The sequence below is a fragment of the Diplocloster modestus genome, from assembly GCF_019042245.1.
Lineage (GTDB): Bacteria > Bacillota > Clostridia > Lachnospirales > Lachnospiraceae > Diplocloster > Diplocloster modestus.
Genome location: NZ_JAHQCX010000027.1, coordinates 26,571 through 43,520, shown reverse-complemented (window position 1 = coordinate 43,520; position 16,950 = coordinate 26,571). Strand labels below are relative to the sequence as shown.

The 16,950-nt window shown below is 48.2% G+C and carries 14 protein-coding genes; 1 reads left to right on the top strand and 13 read right to left on the bottom strand.

Annotated features, from left to right (window positions below):
- Nucleotides 1-149: 149 nt before the first annotated feature.
- The 7 genes from murD to mraZ all read right to left on the bottom strand — a co-directional run bounded on the left by murD (nucleotide 150) and on the right by mraZ (nucleotide 9,146).
- A complete protein-coding gene (gene murD, locus KTH90_RS23830) occupies nucleotides 150-1,505 on the bottom strand; it encodes a UDP-N-acetylmuramoyl-L-alanine--D-glutamate ligase (protein ID WP_158354540.1) in 1,356 nt (451 codons plus the stop codon).
- Nucleotides 1,506-1,586: 81 nt separating this feature from the next.
- Nucleotides 1,587-2,546: a phospho-N-acetylmuramoyl-pentapeptide-transferase gene (mraY, locus tag KTH90_RS23825; RefSeq protein WP_158354656.1), complete on the bottom strand. Its 960-nt coding sequence runs from the start codon at nucleotides 2,544-2,546 to the stop codon at nucleotides 1,587-1,589.
- 176 nt (nucleotides 2,547-2,722) lie between these two features.
- Complete coding sequence (locus KTH90_RS23820) at nucleotides 2,723-4,657, bottom strand: penicillin-binding transpeptidase domain-containing protein (RefSeq protein WP_158354538.1); 1,935 nt, start codon at nucleotides 4,655-4,657, stop codon at nucleotides 2,723-2,725.
- Nucleotides 4,658-4,812: 155 nt separating this feature from the next.
- Nucleotides 4,813-7,203, bottom strand: a complete 2,391-nt coding sequence (locus tag KTH90_RS23815) for a penicillin-binding transpeptidase domain-containing protein (protein WP_158354536.1) — start codon at nucleotides 7,201-7,203, stop codon at nucleotides 4,813-4,815.
- Between the two features lie 15 nt (nucleotides 7,204-7,218).
- Complete coding sequence (locus KTH90_RS23810) at nucleotides 7,219-7,728, bottom strand: cell division protein FtsL (protein WP_158354534.1); 510 nt, start codon at nucleotides 7,726-7,728, stop codon at nucleotides 7,219-7,221.
- A gap of 22 nt (nucleotides 7,729-7,750) precedes the next feature.
- Entirely contained in the window at nucleotides 7,751-8,692 is a 942-nt protein-coding gene (gene rsmH, locus KTH90_RS23805; protein WP_158354531.1) for a 16S rRNA (cytosine(1402)-N(4))-methyltransferase RsmH, read from the bottom strand.
- A gap of 22 nt (nucleotides 8,693-8,714) precedes the next feature.
- Nucleotides 8,715-9,146 carry a division/cell wall cluster transcriptional repressor MraZ gene (gene mraZ, locus KTH90_RS23800; protein WP_158354528.1) on the bottom strand — a complete coding sequence of 144 codons (432 nt, stop codon included), beginning with the start codon at nucleotides 9,144-9,146 and terminating at the stop codon, nucleotides 8,715-8,717.
- Nucleotides 9,147-10,064: 918 nt separating this feature from the next.
- Between mraZ and KTH90_RS23795 the strand changes: the two genes are divergently transcribed.
- Nucleotides 10,065-10,526 (top strand): SdpI family protein, encoded by a 462-nt coding sequence (locus tag KTH90_RS23795; protein ID WP_158354526.1) that lies wholly within the window; start codon nucleotides 10,065-10,067, stop codon nucleotides 10,524-10,526.
- Between the two features lie 81 nt (nucleotides 10,527-10,607).
- On the opposite strand, the gene KTH90_RS23790 is transcribed toward KTH90_RS23795, so the two are convergent.
- The 6 genes from KTH90_RS23790 to pknB form a co-directional block, all read right to left on the bottom strand.
- The gene (locus tag KTH90_RS23790; RefSeq protein WP_158354524.1) at nucleotides 10,608-10,766 is read right to left on the bottom strand and encodes a Spo0E family sporulation regulatory protein-aspartic acid phosphatase; all 159 of its coding nucleotides are present in this window, start codon (nucleotides 10,764-10,766) and stop codon (nucleotides 10,608-10,610) included.
- 38 nt (nucleotides 10,767-10,804) lie between these two features.
- Nucleotides 10,805-11,668, bottom strand: coding sequence for a prolipoprotein diacylglyceryl transferase (gene lgt / locus KTH90_RS23785; RefSeq protein ID WP_238727557.1), 864 nt, complete (start codon nucleotides 11,666-11,668; stop codon nucleotides 10,805-10,807).
- Nucleotides 11,669-11,900: 232 nt separating this feature from the next.
- Entirely contained in the window at nucleotides 11,901-12,998 is a 1,098-nt protein-coding gene (gene ychF / locus KTH90_RS23780; protein ID WP_158354519.1) for a redox-regulated ATPase YchF, read from the bottom strand.
- 142 nt (nucleotides 12,999-13,140) lie between these two features.
- The gene (gene rpe, locus KTH90_RS23775; protein WP_238727556.1) at nucleotides 13,141-13,803 is read right to left on the bottom strand and encodes a ribulose-phosphate 3-epimerase; all 663 of its coding nucleotides are present in this window, start codon (nucleotides 13,801-13,803) and stop codon (nucleotides 13,141-13,143) included.
- Between the two features lie 2 nt (nucleotides 13,804-13,805).
- A complete protein-coding gene (gene rsgA / locus KTH90_RS23770) occupies nucleotides 13,806-14,708 on the bottom strand; it encodes a ribosome small subunit-dependent GTPase A (RefSeq protein WP_238727555.1) in 903 nt (300 codons plus the stop codon).
- A gap of 27 nt (nucleotides 14,709-14,735) precedes the next feature.
- Nucleotides 14,736-16,883 (bottom strand): Stk1 family PASTA domain-containing Ser/Thr kinase, encoded by a 2,148-nt coding sequence (gene pknB, locus KTH90_RS23765; protein ID WP_158354514.1) that lies wholly within the window; start codon nucleotides 16,881-16,883, stop codon nucleotides 14,736-14,738.
- Nucleotides 16,884-16,950: the final 67 nt, after the last annotated feature.

Here is a 16,950-nt window from a genome sequence, read left to right as displayed (position 1 = left end):
CTGCCTTGTTTTTAAAGGCATATAGGTATACCCGGAGGGTGTTTCCTGCCTTGTTTTCAAAGGCATATAGGTATGCCCGGAGGCCGCCGCCTCCTTCCTATACCTGGGTTTCATATGGTCACTGCGATTCTGGTCCATGCACTCAACTCCTATAGGTTATTCACATATTCTTTGAACATCTTTCCTCGTTCTTCGTAATTCGTGAACATCCCCCAGCTGGCACAGGCCGGCGATAACAATACCGCATCTCCGGGTCGGGCCTCAGTCGCACAGATGTTTACTGCTTCTTCCAGTGTATCTGCGAATGTAATCGCTTCAAAGCCGCAGCCCCTGGCTGCTTCCGCAATTTTCTCTCTGGTCGCTCCAATCAGCACGAGAAGCTTTACCTTTCCGTCAAAGGCCTGGATCCACTCCTCATAGGAGGAATCCTTATCATAGCCGCCGCCGATCAGGCAGGTCGGCCGGGTCATGGCCTGAATTCCTTTGATCGCCGCATCCGGATTCGTACCTTTCGAGTCGTTATAATATACCACCCCGTTCTTCTCCGTCACAAACTCGATTCTGTGTTCCACCGCCCGGAATGCTGTCACTGTATTACGGATCACATCCGTCGGAATACCAAAAGACACGGCGCACGCCACGGCCGCCATGATATTTTCATAATTATGCAGGCCCAGCAGATTACATTCCAAAACGTTGCAAATAGAAACATTTTCCGTCCCATCGTTATAATAAACCACATTATCACTGAGATAAACTCCAGGTTCCAACTTCCTTTTACTACTGAAGTATAAGACCCTGGCGCGGATCTCCTCTCCGAATTTTCTGGTTACCTCATCCTCATAATTCAGCACACAGGTATCCTCTTCCGTCTGGTTCACCGCGATCCGTTTCTTCGCATTTATGTAATTCTCCATGGTGTGATGTCGGTTCAGATGATCCGGTGAAATATTCAGAACCGCGCTGACCACCGGGTGAAACTCCACGATTCCTTCCAGCTGAAAACTGCTCATCTCAGCCACGATGACAGAATCCCTGGTCGTCTCAGAAGCCACCTCCGTATAAGCTGTACCAATATTTCCCACGACAAAAGCTTCCGCCGTATCATTTTTAACTATTTCTCCCAGCAAAGCGGTCGTGGTCGTCTTTCCATTGGTTCCGGTGACCGCCATCACCTTTCCGTGTCCCATCTGCCAGGCCAGCTCCACCTCTCCCCATACCGGGACGCCCTTTTCCCTGAGCTGCTCCACCATCGGAATATCCATAGGTACTCCGGGGCTTATGACCGCCAGCTTAAGCTCCCCGATCCGTATTCTGGACCATTCTCCCAGAATTACCTCCGCCTTCGTCCCATCCGGCAGTCCGCCGAGAATCTCCTGCGCATCCCTCTTATCATTTTCGTCATACAGGATCACATCTGCCTTAGCGCGGCCTAGAAGCCTGGCGGCTCCCATTCCGCTGATTCCGCATCCGATCACCAGTACTTTCTGATCTTGTAAATCCATCGTCCTTATCCTCCGATTCTATTTTCAAATCGATTCTATTCTCCACTGATCCATCTATAACCGATTCCATTTCCGCCGCTATTATGAGACCGCGATCAATCCCACCAGGCACAAGAGCGCCGTTATTACGGAAAACACCGCCACTACTTTCGTCTCCGACCAGCCGCCCAGCTCAAAGTGATGGTGGATCGGCGCCATACGGAAGATCCGCTTCCCGCCGGTCACTTTAAAATAAGCCACCTGTATAATTACCGAACAAACCTCAGCCAGATAAATAAATCCCACTATCGCGATGAACAACGGCATCTGCAGCACATACGCCGTGGCGGCCACAAAACCACCCAAGGCCAGAGATCCCGTATCTCCCATAAACACGCTGGCCGGATACACATTAAACAGCAAAAATCCCAAAAGGCTGCCGGCAACCGCACAGGTAATCGGTTCAATCCCGCTGCGGGTCCCTACGGCCACCACCGTAAAAAACGTAGCCACCAGAACCGTCACACTGGAAGCCAGCCCATCCAGGCCATCCGTAAAATTCACGCCGTTCACAGTCCCGATAATCACAAAGAACATAAACGGAATCGTAAGCCACCCCAGATTCCAGTATTTCCCATCCGAAAACGGAATCAACAATGTCAGCTGAACATCCGTAAACCGAATCAGATAAAAGACGAATACCCCGGTCACCAGCACTTCGCCCAAAAACTTCTGAATCGGCGTCAGCCCTTCCGATCTTCTGAGCACCACCTTAATATAATCATCCAGAAACCCGATAATCCCAAATCCAACCGTCACGAACAAAATCGGTATGATCATCGGATAGTCCTTAATATAGATCAATGACGTTACAACCACACTGGACAATATAATCAAACCGCCCATTGTAGGCGTACCGGTTTTCTTCAAATGTGATTTCGGTCCCTCGTCCCTTACTGTCTGCCCAACTTTCAGACGCCTCAAAAACGGAATAATAATCGGCCCCAGCGCCACACTGATCAAAAAAGCGATCACAACCGGCATAACTACATGATTCGTCATCTTCACACCTCTTAACTTCTTTTGCTGTGCATCCGCGGACCGGATGCTATGTACCGCAAGCTTATCTCCCCACTGATCCTCATCCTGCGTATCTCTCCATAATTTCACAAGTATAGTACTTTTCTTCTGTTTTCGCAAGCTTCTTCTTCAAGAACGCCCTTAAGGTCAGGATCCTGCTACTCCAGATAAACGATTACATTGCTGGTCTTGCTGATGGTCTCACCGGCCAGAGGGAATTGGTCCGTTACGGTTCCGTCCTCTCCGATGCAGGAGACACTGAGCTCGAACTCCTTTAGGATTTCCTGCATTTCTTCTTTGGTTTTTCCCATCAGGTCCGGCATGGTGATCTCGCCAATGTTATTTTCCTGGGTTTCCTCTTCGGTAAAACGCTGCTCGATACCCATATAAGGCAGAATGTTGCCGAAGATATCTTTTACGATGGGAGCCGCGATGGTCCCTCCATAATAGATGCCCTGGGGATTGTTGATGATGAGCAGGCACAGGACCTGCGGATCATCCGCGGGTGCGAACCCCAGGAAAGAAGAGATATATTTGTGAGCACTCCGGGGCAGGGTCTGGGACGTGGCTGTCTTTCCGCCGATCTTGTAGCCGGGGATATAGGCTTTGTTCCCGGAACCTTCTTTTACGACCTGTTCAAGGAGATATTGCATGGTCTCGGAGGTTTCCTCGGAAATGATGTGCTCTTTGGTCGGGTAGGTCAGGGTTCTGACCGGTTCCCCGTCGGTATTCTTTACTTCCACCCCCAGGTGCGGGGTAATGCGGGTACCGCCGTTGATGATACTGCTGGCCGTGGTGGCCAGCTGGATCGGGGTGATCTGGAAAGATTGGCCGAAGGATATGGTCGCCAGCTCTACGGGACCTACATTATCTTTTTTGTGCATGATGGTGGCCGCTTCCCCGGGAAGGTCCACTCCTGTTTTCGACAGGAGCCCCAGCTGATTGAAGTATTTGTAAAAATTGTCTACGCCGAGCCTAAGGCCTACGTCGATAAACACGGGGTTACAGGAATTCATGATACCCTGGACAAAGGTTTCTCCTCCATGTCCGCCTGCTTTATGGCATCGGATTCTCCGGTCCTCGACAACACGGAACCCCGGACAGGAGAACTGGTCATCCAAATGTACCACCCCCTCTTCCAGACCAGAGGCAGCCGTGATGATTTTGAAGGTGGAACCTGGTTCGTATGTATCATTAATACATCGGTTCCTCCACATCTGATTCAGCAGGTCCTGCTTTTGTTCTTCTGTCATTCCTGTGGTATCCACACTGGTGTTCAGGGTGAACGGATCGTTCAGGTCAAACTCGGGTACATTTACCATCGCCATGATCTCTCCGTTCTGGGGATTCATGACCAGAACTGATACCGCGTCGGCTGATTTTTGTTCCATCACCTTCTGCGCTGCCTGCTCGCAGTATTTTTGTATATTGGAATCCAGACTGATGTACAGATCGTTTCCCGGCACCGGCTCTATGCGGTCTTCCCCGGCATCCGCGATCTCCACTCCTCTGGCGTCTGTCAATGTTAATATAGTGCCATCGATTCCCTTTAAATATTCCTCATATTTTACTTCCAGGCCAATGATTCCCTGGTTATCACTTCCGGTAAACCCAAGCACTTTTGAGGCCAGTGTACTGTATGGATAATACCTCTTAAAATCTTCGTCCACTTTGACACCGGCTAAACCTAAATTCCGGATTTCATCACCGATTTCTTTGTCGACATTTGTCTTGATCCGTTCAATGGAACTGTTTTTTTCCACCCGTTTGCGGACGGTCTCCTCATCCATTCCCAGGATTTCCGAAAGTTTGGAGATGATAACCTCCGGTTCCTTGATCTGGCTGTGGATAACGGATATGGTACACACCGTCCGGTTTGTGGCAAGTACGGTGCCATTGGCATCTATAATTTTTCCCCTGGCCGCCTTTATACTGCGCTCCCTCTCGTGAAGCGCATCTGCCTGTTCCTGATAATATTCCGACTGGAACAGCATCAGATAGATCAGCCTTCCGGCCAGCGCTCCCAGCACCAGAAAACAGCACAGAAAGATGATCAGGATTTTTTTACGGTTATAGGTTTTGTTTCTTAACATCGTATAACCTCATAAAAGTTATTACTATAATCTATTACAACTTTTATGAGGTTATGTATTTAAATAGCTATGAGCACTTAGCGGCTGTTTTTCAGCCGCTTACGTACGATGCATGAAAAATTGTCAGCGAGGCGTTTTCGAGCGCTGCTATTTTTTCATTCTGCAGTCTGGTTCTGGTCAGGCTCCTGGGACTGCTGCGTGTCAGGAGGCGAATAAGGGATTCCGTCATCCTCCTGGCCGCCGTCCTCCGGATTCTGGCCTTCCTGGCTTCCCCCTTCCTGACTGCCTTCCGGGTTCTGCCCCTCCTGGCCGTTTTCGCCTGTATTCTGGCCTTCCTGGCCGCCTTCTTCCGGGTTCTGACCTTCTGTCCCATTATCCTGCGGGTTCTGGCCATCCTGTGCATTGGGATCCGTCTGACCCTCCTGGGGCGCTGCCGGATCCTGTTGACCGTCTCCAGCCGTATCCGTCGGGATTTCTTCCGTCGGGAATATGTTCATATATGGCAAAACCTCTGTCAGGATGCCGCTGGCCATCTCACAGGCCAGAGAGCTGGCATGATTTTGTTCCTCCACATTCGGTTCATCGATCACTACATAAATGGCGACCTGCGGTTTATCATAAGGCGCGTATCCCAGATAGGATACCAGGAAATTCCGGTCCTCACGGGGATATTTTTCTGCGGTTCCCGTTTTGCCGCCCACTTTATATCCCGGTACCGCCGCTTTTTTGGCTGTTCCTTTTTCTCCGGACACTGTAGTATATAAATATTGTTTTAACGTGTCTGATGTTTTTTCCGATATCGTCTGTTTTAACAAAATAGGATCTATATTCTGCACAGTACCGCCGTTGGCGTCCAGAATTCTGGAAACCATATGGGGCTGATAGTAATAACCGCCGTTGATTACGGAGCAGAATGCGGAGATCTGCTGTATCATGGAAACAGTATAATTCTGTCCGAAAGAATTGGTGGCCAGATCCACCGGCTTCATCTTATCCGCAGTATAGAGCATCCCCGAAGCCTCTCCCGGCAGATCGATTCGTGTCTTCTGCCCGAAACCAAATATCTCCTGGTATCTGCAGAAATTATCCGCCCCGATTATGGCGGCCATCTGCATCAGGGCATCATTGCAGGATACGTTGATGGCACCTTCAATGGTCAGCAGCCCGTGTCCATATCTGTTTACACAGGCGATTCCCTTTGGAGCTCCCGGCACTACCTGTTTTCCGTCGCAGACAAAGGTCTCGTTTCCGCTCAGTTTTCCGGTCTCCAGCCCTGAGGCGATGGTAAATGGCTTGGAAGTGGAACCCGGCTCATAAGTATCACTGATACAGAAGTTTCTCCAGATCTTATTTAACGCGTCCATCCTGGTGTCATCGTCCATGGCCGCGATCTCTTCTTCCGAATAAAATGGCGTCAGATCCCTTGGATTGTTCAGATCCCATTCCGGCGTGCTGGCCATGGCCAGTACCTCTCCGGTATTCGGGTTCATCATCATGACCGCGGTCAGCTTGCTGCCGTCTCCCGGTCTGGCTTCATCCCTGTGGGCCTCGTTGAATTCCCTGATATATTTTTCGACAATCGACTGGATATTGACGTCCAGTGTCGAAACCAGCGTATTGCCGTCGATGGCCTCCTTCACGGTGCGTTCCAGCTCCAGCTCATCGTTCAGGTATCCGTATTCACGTCCGTTTATGCCGTTTAACGTGGAATTATAATATCCTTCCATCCCACCGTTTCCCACGTTTCCGCTGGAGGTAAAGCCGATTTCATCAGCCGCCAGGGATCCGTAGGGATATTTGCGCACATAATCTTTTTCAAACCATACTCCCTTTATGGATACGGATGACTCCTCTTCTTCCTCTTCGCCAGAATCAGATGCGCCGGTATCCGTATCATCTGCCTTTATATCCGCAGACGCTGCACCCCCGGTACTGCCATCCGGCGTTTGATCCGCGCTGTCTGCATCATCACCTTTTGTACCGTCTTCTGTTCCGCCATCTTTCGCTTCGTCATCCTTAGCTTTACCATCTTTTGTATCGTCCGCGTTCTTCTTGTCTGCTGCCGTGGACTTATCGTCCTTCTTTACCCGGAACAGATCTTCAAACGCGTCTTTGTCATCTTTGGTCAGCTGTTTCTTAAGGATATAGTATGCATTGTCAGGATTTTTGGAAATATATTGTCTGATCTGTGTCTCATCCAACTGGAAACTGGACACCAAACTCGTAATCACTTTGTTGATATGTTCGTCGTCTTTTGTCGCCAGCAGCTGCTTCGTATCCAGAATCACATTGTATACCCGTTCACTGGTGGCCAGCACGGTTCCCTTCCGGTCCACGATATCTCCTCGCCGGTACGGCAGCACAGTGCTTGTATATTCCTGCTGGGATAATACACTCTTCGTATATTCATCACCGCTCTCTGCGTTTATCTGGGCAATCCGGACATTCAGTCCAATGAATACCACAATAATACCGGCAAATAATACTACCAGCTTTTTCTGCATTGTGCGGGTGAATTTTTTATCTTTCTTCTTATTATTCGCCACAAAATTCACCTGCTTTTATTTTTTTAATATGTTTTTAATCGTGTTTTCCTCTTCCGGCAGCTCCTCGTACTGCTTCACATAGTCGCTGCTCTTGTCATCGTACAGCCGTACCTGGTCCTGAGTCGCATAGACCATACCCAGTTCATTCATAGCCACATCTTTCACATGCTCCAGATCCACAGACGCCGTCACCCGGTTTTCCTCCGCATCATTTTCCGCCTTCAATGTATTCAGCTGTGTTTCCAGTGTGGAAATATCATTAAGCTGTGCGGCAAGCGTGGACTGCAGTTTCAGATAATTCACGCAGGTAGCCAGCACCAGAATCGTGGCAACAGACAGGAAAAGAACGTATCCCGGGTTCATGTACAGGGCCTTTTCTCTGTTTCGAAGCGTACTTACCCCAGTCTTTTTCCTCGGTGCCTGTGTCTCCTGCCGATCCGGCAGTACCTCCAGCTTTCTGACGGTATTTCCTTCTATGTAATTTCTTCTTTGGTAAGTTGTATTCTGCTTCTTTCTCGCTGCCATTCTTTACACTTCCAATCTTTTCTTAAACTTCACCTTTTTCAAATATTCTCAGCTTCGCGCTCTTGCTGCGGCTGTTTGTCAACAGTTCCTCCTCTGACGGCAGGACCGGCTTTCTGGTCACTACCCTGCCTTTCGGTTTTTTACCACATACACATACCGGAAAATCGCTGGGACAGGTACATGGGTTCTCGCTGGTCCGGAATATATTCTTCACAATCCGGTCTTCCAGGGAATGAAATGTAATGATACAAATCCTACCCCCGCTGTTTAACAGTTCAATCATATCGTCCAGAGAGTTTTTCAACACTTCCAGCTCCCGGTTCAGTTCAATACGGATCGCCTGAAAAGTCCGCTTCGCCGGGTGCCCTCCCACAGCTCTGAATTTCATCGGGATCGCCGCTTTAATAATCTCCGACAGCTCCAGGGTCGTCTCGATGGGCTTTGCCGCTCTGGCCGCCACTATATGTTTTGCTATATTCTTCGCAAATTTATCTTCTCCGTAATCCCGGATCATCCGGTATAACTCCATCTCGGAATATTCATTTACAATATCCCTGGCGGTCTGGGACTGTCGCCTGTCCATACGCATATCAAGCGGCACATCTTCCCGGTAAGTAAATCCCCGCTCAGGTTCGTCCAGCTGATAGGAGGAAACGCCCAGATCCAGGACGATACCGTCCACCTTTTGGATGCCCAGCTCCTTCATGACCCGCGGCATCTCACAGTAATTACTCCTAACGATGTCCACCTGTTCTTCAAATTCCACCAATCTTCTGCCGGCCGCGTCAATTGCCGCCTCATCCTGATCGATTCCGACAAACCGGCCGTTTTTCGACAATCGCCGGCATACCTCATAGGCATGTCCGCCGCCTCCCAGGGTACCGTCAACATATATCCCATCCGGCCGGATATTCAAACCGTCGATCGTTTCTTTCAATAAAACGGACGTATGTGTAAATTCCATAATCTTCCCTCTTTAATCCCTATCAGATATTTAAGCCCAGATCCATCATTTGTTCCGCAATGTCATCCATGTCATCATACGTATTATTTTCATTCCATCTGGCCTTACTCCAGATCTCAATCCGGTTCAGCAGTCCTGCCAGAACAACATCCTTCTCCAGATCGGCAAATTCCCTTAAGGTAGAGGGCAGCAGGATTCTTCCCTGCTTGTCCAACTCACAGGTGGTAGCTCCGGCCATAAAGAACCGGGAGAACTTACGGGCATTTTTATTGGCCATCGGTAAGGTACGCAGCTTTTCTTCAAAAGCCTGCCACTCATCGTTGGGAAATACGAAGAGGCAGCCGTCCAATCCCTTTGTCACCACAAATTCATCTCCGAGTATCTCTCTGAATTTGGAAGGAATGATCAGCCTGCCCTTGGGATCTATGGAATGATTATATTCTCCCATGAACATCCGCGTGCAACTCCCCTCAGATGGTCCCACTTTCTTACCATCTAAAACCACTATTCACCACTTTTTACCACTCATGAGTATATATTATCCCAATCAGGTTGAAATTTCAATAGTAAATTCAAATTTCACATGTGTTGATTCGACATTATTTTACTTAGGGGACTTAGGGGCGTGAAAGAGGGTGGGGGAATCCGGGGGCGCGACGCGGTTTTTGGGGCGGGCTGTGGGGCGTGAGGCCGGCGGAGCTGCCTGTGGGGACGTCTGCGGACTGCTTGCTGGTCATTGCTAAGCCAAAAGTGAAGCCGGCGGACAGTACCGGACCTATTCGCCCAGAACACTTGATGTGTTCTGGACTCAGAGGTCCTTTCGAACCAGCGTTGAACGCTGGTTCGAAACTGTCCGCCGGCTTCACTTTTTGCTAAGCACTGACACAGCCGTCCTATGACGTCCCCACAGGCAGCTCCGCCGGCCTCACGCCCCACAGCCCGCCCCAAAAACCGCGTCGCGCCCCCGGATTCCCCCACCCTCTTTCACTGCTTTAAGTCTGGCTTAGTTGTGCCTTTTGTATTATCTGGTTGTGTATTATCTGGTTTTCATCTGAATTTTATCCGTATTCTGTTTTTGATAGAAGCAGCCCATTTGTATAGGAAGCTTTCGATTTGTTATTGTGTAAGGTTGAAATATTAAGAATTTTAACTTCTACAAGAAGCACTTGTTTATCAATTTAAGAAGTTATCGTTTTAAAAAGATATCTATTTAAGAAGATATCGAATTAAGAAGCTGCCAAGATTGTTTTATGAAGATTGAATTATTAAGCTACTGTTGGTAGTATTAAAAGGTGACAGTAGCGTCGCCGCCTTGTAATAGTCTGACAGAGCGAACTATATGTGTTTTTCGAGATAATAAAGGGAGTTATTTATGCAAGTCTTATTATTATTAAATTTTATCGTTCCATTTGTTATGATTTTAGTTGGAGTTATTTTAAAAAGACATCCTGCGTCAGATATGAGCAGGCATAATGGATATAACACCTCCACCTCAAGAAAATCTCAGGCGCATTGGAATTATGCCCAAAAGATTGCTCCAGGTATTTATATTTTTTGGGGAAGATACTTATTTATAGTAGAAATTGCTGTAAGTATTATCTTGCTGATACTTCATGTTACAATTGAATATTCTTTAGTTTGTCATTTAGATCGTGCTGACAGTCCGCAAAAAATAGTCTTAACCAGGAACTGGGCTGTCCGGAAAGTATGGCGCATCCCTTCTGATGGCCGTTCGGCAGGGGGAGGGATGCGCCATACTTTTCGGACAGTCATCTCCCCCCTTCAAAAAAAGCCCGTCTCGCATCCCCCGGCCAGGGGAACCTTCTTCCCTTAAGGTTCCGCCTGCCCATATGGTCTGCTCAACGAACTATTTTACATACTAAGTATTGAATTAAAATTAATAAACCTGTCTATCTCAGTTTCCCTGCAAGCGCTTGATGTACTCTTCAATCAATAGGTCAACCTCTACACTGTTCTCATAAGCTTCCTGCAGATTTTCCCGACTTTGAATAGAGGCATTTAACTTTAATCTAGCTTCCTCAATTTTGGCTTTTAACTCTTCTGTATCTTGCATAATATACACCTCATCTATTGTCTCTTTGCGAACTATAACTACATTCCTCCTTTATTCAGCCGCCTGTGTCTCACCACTATTGTAACTGCCGAAAGGATCACCAGGATTGCTGATAACAATTGAGATGCCGGAATCCCTGCAAACGGAAGCAGTAACTGATCCGTTCTCAATCCTTCAATCCAAACGCGTCCAAGGCCGTAGCCAAAAAGATAGATCAAAAACAATTCCCCCTGAAACTTCTTTTGTTTTCGATACCATAACAGAACAAAGAAAATACACAGATTCCACAGGGACTCATACAAAAATGTGGGGTGCACCTGGATATATTCCACTCCATGGATGACCTGTATATGAGCCGCTATATCTGCGCTTATGTCCCCCGCACGGACCGCCGTCACCGGTAATTGCATCGCCAGGAGGTTGTCTGTATATCCTCCAAAGGCTTCCCGGTTGAAGAAATTCCCCCACCTTCCTATTATCTGCCCAGCAATCAGACCTATACAGCCAGTATCTGCCATCTGCCAGAAGTTTAATTTTCTTTTCCTTGCAAACACATAGACAGTGATGACCGCTGCAATCACACCGCCGTATATAGCAAGGCCTCCGGCCCTCAGATTAAAAATCAGCATTAAGTCTTCTTTGTACTGGTCCCAGGAAAAGGCCACAAAGTACAGTCTGGCTCCAACAATGGAAAAGATGATCGCATAGATTGCCAGGTCTATATAGTCATTCGTATTTTGCCTGGTTCTTTTTGCTTCCCTGCAAACCAGCAGAATGCCTACTACCATACCTATTCCGATAACGATCCCATAATAGGCGATATCCAATCCGAATACACGGATGCTCTTTCCTACATGCTCCAGCTGTAACCCCAGATTGGGGAAAAGAATTGACGTGTCCATTGCTAAAATCTCCTGTCTGCCTCTTTATTCCGTCGATTCTTGACTACAGATTCATTTTAACTCCATATAAATCAAAAATCAAACAAATTAAAACATCATTTTCTCCCATATTTCGACTTTTGGCTTTTTCCTTCTAAAAATAATAGGTAAAAAAAGCCCCGGAATGGCCGTATTACTCACTTTCTTCAATGGCCGCCCCCGGGCTCGTATGGTTTCTTATCCATTTAAGGCACTAAACATTAAAGCGGAAAAGGATCACATCCCCGTCCTTTACCACATATTCTTTGCCTTCCAATCGTACCAGACCCTTCTCTTTGGCCGCAGCCGTAGAACCGCAGTCCAGCAGATCCTGATAGTTTACAACCTCCGCACGTATAAATCCACGTTCAAAGTCGGAGTGTATCTTCCCGGCCGCCTGCGGCGCTTTCATACCTTTGGTGATCGTCCAGGCCCTGGTTTCCGGTTCTCCTGCTGTCAGGTAACTGATTAAGCCCAATAGGGAGTAACTTGCTTTAATCAGTTTCTCCAGTCCGGATTCTTTTAATCCCAAATCTTCTAAAAACATTTTCTTTTCTTCTTCGTCCAGCTCGGCAATCTCCTGTTCGATCTGCGCGCAGATCACGAAGACCTCGCTGTGCTCCTGTGCCGCATATTCCCGCACCTGTTGCACAAAAGAATTGGACGCTCCGTCATCTGCCAGGTCTTCCTCAGAGACATTCGCTGCATAAATGACCGGCTTATAGGTCAACAGCTGATAACCGGCAAGTAACGCAAGCTCCTCTTCGTCCTCCGTCTCAAATCCCTTCGCCATCTTTCCTTCTTCCAGGTACCCCTTTATCTTATTCAGGAGCTCCAGCTCTTTTGCCAGAGCTTTGTCCATCCTGGCACCCTTTGAAGTTTTTGCAATCCGGCGTTCCAGTATTTCCAGATCCGAGAAGATCAGTTCCAGATTAATGGTTTCGATATCCCGCATAGGATCCACGCTGCCGTCCACATGAATAACGTTGGGATCCTCAAAGCAGCGCACTACATGTACAATCGCATCCACTTCCCGGATATTGGCCAGGAATTGATTTCCCAGGCCCTCTCCCTTGGACGCTCCCTTTACCAGACCTGCGATGTCTACGAATTCAATCACAGCTGGTGTAATCTTTACAGAATCATATAATTTGGCCAGCATTCCCAGACGCTCGTCTGGCACTGCCACAATTCCTACATTCGGATCAATGGTACAGAACGGATAGTTGGCAGATTCCGCTCCCGCTTTTGTCAATGAATTAAACAATGTACTTTTGCCTACATTCGGCAGTCCCACAATTCCCAGCTTCATATTTTCCTCCAGTGCCGCATTTACTGCGGCATAAATTCAGGTATAGTGTAACTATTTCCTCCAGTGCCGCATTTACTGCGGCTTAATTCAGGTATGGTGTAACCGTTTCCTCCAGTGCCGCATTTACTGCGGCTCCCTATTATCACTCATTATAGTCGTTTAAGATATCCAGAAAGGCCTTGACATTGGCCGCGCAGTCTCCGTTAAAGACCGCAGACCCGGCCACCAGGATGTTGGCCCCGGCATCCAGAATCGTTCTGGCGTTGTTTAGACCAACCCCTCCGTCTACCTCGATATCCACATTCAGCTGCTCTCTCTTAATCCATTCCCGCAGCTTCCATATCTTATTAGTAGAACTCTCGATATAACTCTGACCGCCGAACCCCGGGTTGACACTCATAATCAGAACCATGTCCGTCTGATCCAGCACATATTCCAGCACGGACAGCGGTGTGGCCGGATTCAGGGATACTCCTGCTTTCACATTACAGTCCCGGATCTGGCGCAGGGTCCGGTGCAGATGCCGGCAGGCCTCCGCGTGCACGGTAATAATATCCGCTCCGCAATCCGCGAATTCTTCAATATATGGTTCCGGATGAGACATCATCAGGTGAACGTCGAAGACCATATCCGATTTTTTACGGATCGAGCGGATCACCGGCATTCCCAGGGAAAGGCTGGGCACAAAGTCACCGTCCATAACATCGATATGCAGATACTGCGCTCCAGCGTTTTCCACTTTCTTCACATCTTCTCCCAGTGCGGCAAAATCCGCGGATAATATAGAAGGTGCTAATGCGTACATAATTAATATCTCCTTTTCTCCTTTAATTCTCCAAATAGTTCCTTGTAATTTTCATAACGAATACTGCTGATCTCCCCCGCCTCCAGCGCAGCCTTGACCGCGCAGCCCGGTTCATGGATATGGACACAGCCCTGGAACCGGCATTGATCTTCGTAATCCCGGAATTCCGGAAAATAATCCTTCAGTTCCTCTTTTTCAAACTGATTCACATACATGGAACTGAATCCCGGCGTATCCATAATATAAGTATTTTCATCAATGCAGATCAGCTCCGAATGTCTCGTCGTATGCTTCCCCCGGTCGATTCGCTCGCTGATGGCTCCCGTTTCCATACACGCTTCAGGCTGGAGTATGTTGATCAGGGATGATTTGCCGACACCCGAGGGCCCTGCCACCGCAGTGGTCTTGCCGGAGAGCAGCTCTTTTACCTGACTTAGCCCCTCGCCTTCCTTCGCGCTGGTAAATACGATATGATATCCGCATTTTGCATAGGTCTGCTGCAGCAGGAACAATTCCTTTTCTGTGGCAATATCTTTTTTATTGAAACAGAGCACCGTATCGATCCCCTGCTGCTCCATCGTGATCAGGAAACGGTCTAACAGGTTTAGGTTAGGTTTTGGCTTACTGATAGCGAAAATCACCATAGCCTGGTCGATATTAGCGACCGCCGGGCGCATCAGCTCATTATTGCGCGGCATGATCCGGGTGATATTTCCCTCTGCGTCGCCCTCATGGGTGATATCGAACACTACGTTATCCCCTACCAACGGCTTCATCTGATCCTTTCTGAAGATGCCCTTGGCTTTGCACGCGTAGATTCTGCCCCCTGGCATAAGCCGTGCATCCCCGTTCTGGGGATGCACATAATAAAATCCTGCAATTCCTTTGATTATCTTACCCTGCATGCAGCTGCGTTTCACCACCTGATTTTCTTAATTTGGCTGGAACGTAATCGTCCACTGCCCGACCTTCTTTTCCTCGTTTGTGGCCGGATCGGTCTCGTACAGATATGCCTTACCGCTAGAGATGCCCGAGGCTCCCTTCACCGGCTCCAGCACATAGCTGAACGGAATACCGAAGGTCTGGTTGGAAAATACGTCAACCGTCCGTTTGGATCCGTCCGACAAAGTCTGCTCTACCACCATTCTGGCAGCACCGCCTGTATAAGCACCCACATCATCATTTAACTGAACCCGGACGCTCACCCATTCCTGATCCGGTGTCGGGGTAGGCGTAGGTTCCGGTCCCTTGCTGACTGTTACATTTACTTCGGTTCTCTCCGTTACTGTGGTGCCCTGACTGGGGCTCTGATTGATCACGCGTCCTTCTTCCACACTGGAATTAAACTGTTCCGTGACTGTTCCCCATTTCAATTTATTCTGCGTTATCAACGTGTCTACCTGTTCCATCGTCATGTTCGTAAAATTAGGCATCACTACTTCCCGAATCTCTTTCCCTTTGCTGACCGTCATCCGGATAGACTGGTTTGGTTTCACATCGGAACCGGCTTTGGGATCCGTGCTGATGACATTTCCTTTTTCCACATCATCGCTATAGCCCTCCTCAATGGTAACTTTGAAACCTTCGTCTTCCAGCTTCTGCTTCGCTTTCTCTTCCGACAGACCGCTGACATCAATAAGCTGAACATACGATTCCCCGCTGCATACGGTCAGTTGAATGGTCGTATGTTTTTTCACCATGTCGCCGGACTTTACGCTCTGCTCCATGACTTCGCCTTCCTCATAATCATTGGATTCCTTGTAGGTCGTCTTATATCCCAGCTCCATTTCTTTTAGTTTTGCCTGGGCCTTTTCCTCCTGCATTCCCACTAACTTCGGCATCTCTACCTGATCAGTCTCGGCAGACGCAGTGGTCTGCGGTTCTTGATTTTCTTTGTCTTTGTCCTTATTGGAACCGAAGGAGAAGATTCCGACCATCTTGCCCACCAGGAACAACACGATCAGCGCGATGATCACTGCTGCTACGATACCTCCGATGGTCATGATTTTTTCCAGCTTCGGATTCACTTCTTTTTCATCGTCGTCCTCATCGTCTCCGTCGGAATCCTCGTAGTCATCATCCTCATATTCGTATTCGTCATCCTCGTATTCCTCGTCGTCATATTCATCATCGTCATAGATTTGTTCCGGCTGCACATGAATTCTTCCGGTTTCTCTCTTGATCTGTTTCACATCATCTCTGGTGAACATAACAGTTTTGGCGGTCTGATCTATGGGGCTCGCTTTTACAAAATCCCCTTCCGGACTGACCAGTGCCTGCTTTAAGTCCTGAATCACTTCCGACATATTGTTGTAACGCCGGTCCGGGCTTTTCTGCGTCATTTTGATAATAATCTGTTCCAGGCTGAAGGGCAGTTCCGGCGCAAAATACTTGGGAGATATCATCTCCTCCTGCAGATGCTTCACAGCGATCACTACCGGCGTATCACCGTCAAAAGGCACCCGGCCGGTCACCATCTCATACATAGTGACACCCAGGGAATAAATATCACTTTTTTCATCACTGTAACCGCCTCTGGCCTGCTCTGGTGATGTATAGTGAACGGAACCCATGGCACTGGAGCTGATCGTCTGGGATGACGCAGCCTTTGCAATACCGAAATCCGTGACTTTTACTTTTCCATCCGTAGAAATAATAATATTCTGCGGCTTGATATCCCTGTGTATAATGTGGTTATTGTGCGCTGCCTCCAATCCCATGGACACCTGAATCGCGATACTGATCGCCTCTTTGGAGGACAGACGGCCCTTACGCTCAATGTATTCCTTCAGGGTAATCCCGTCAACCAGTTCCATAACGATATAATAGACCCCGTCCTCATCCCCTACATCGTAGACATTTACAATGTTCGGATGCGCCAGCCCCGCGGCCGCCTGAGCTTCCGCCTTGAATTTGGCCACAAACGTGGTGTCGCCTCTGAACTCATTCTTCAGCACCTTGATTGCGACATAACGGTTTAATTTACGGTCTTTTCCTTTATAGACGTCAGCCATTCCGCCGGTTCCGATCTTTTCTATGATCTCGTAGCGGCCGCCGACAAACATACCTGTTGTTAACATGTTTACCTCCAGTTGCGCATTTACTTCGCGATAAATTCTACAAAAAAAGATTCCAAAAATCTTCTTT

Coding starts and splice junctions, on each gene's coding strand:
- murD (WP_158354540.1), bottom strand. CDS start 1,505: ATGGATTTACAAGATCAGAAAGTACTGGTGATCGGATGCGGAATCAGC.
- mraY (WP_158354656.1), bottom strand. CDS start 2,546: ATGACGAATCATGTAGTTATGCCGGTTGTGATCGCTTTTTTGATCAGT.
- KTH90_RS23820 (WP_158354538.1), bottom strand. CDS start 4,657: ATGTTAAGAAACAAAACCTATAACCGTAAAAAAATCCTGATCATCTTT.
- KTH90_RS23810 (WP_158354534.1), bottom strand. CDS start 7,728: ATGGCAGCGAGAAAGAAGCAGAATACAACTTACCAAAGAAGAAATTAC.
- rsmH (WP_158354531.1), bottom strand. CDS start 8,692: ATGGAATTTACACATACGTCCGTTTTATTGAAAGAAACGATCGACGGT.
- mraZ (WP_158354528.1), bottom strand. CDS start 9,146: ATGTTCATGGGAGAATATAATCATTCCATAGATCCCAAGGGCAGGCTG.
- KTH90_RS23795 (WP_158354526.1), top strand. CDS start 10,065: ATGCAAGTCTTATTATTATTAAATTTTATCGTTCCATTTGTTATGATT.
- KTH90_RS23790 (WP_158354524.1), bottom strand. CDS start 10,766: ATGCAAGATACAGAAGAGTTAAAAGCCAAAATTGAGGAAGCTAGATTA.
- lgt (WP_238727557.1), bottom strand. CDS start 11,668: ATGGACACGTCAATTCTTTTCCCCAATCTGGGGTTACAGCTGGAGCAT.
- ychF (WP_158354519.1), bottom strand. CDS start 12,998: ATGAAGCTGGGAATTGTGGGACTGCCGAATGTAGGCAAAAGTACATTG.
- rpe (WP_238727556.1), bottom strand. CDS start 13,803: ATGTACGCATTAGCACCTTCTATATTATCCGCGGATTTTGCCGCACTG.
- rsgA (WP_238727555.1), bottom strand. CDS start 14,708: ATGCAGGGTAAGATAATCAAAGGAATTGCAGGATTTTATTATGTGCAT.
- pknB (WP_158354514.1), bottom strand. CDS start 16,883: ATGTTAACAACAGGTATGTTTGTCGGCGGCCGCTACGAGATCATAGAA.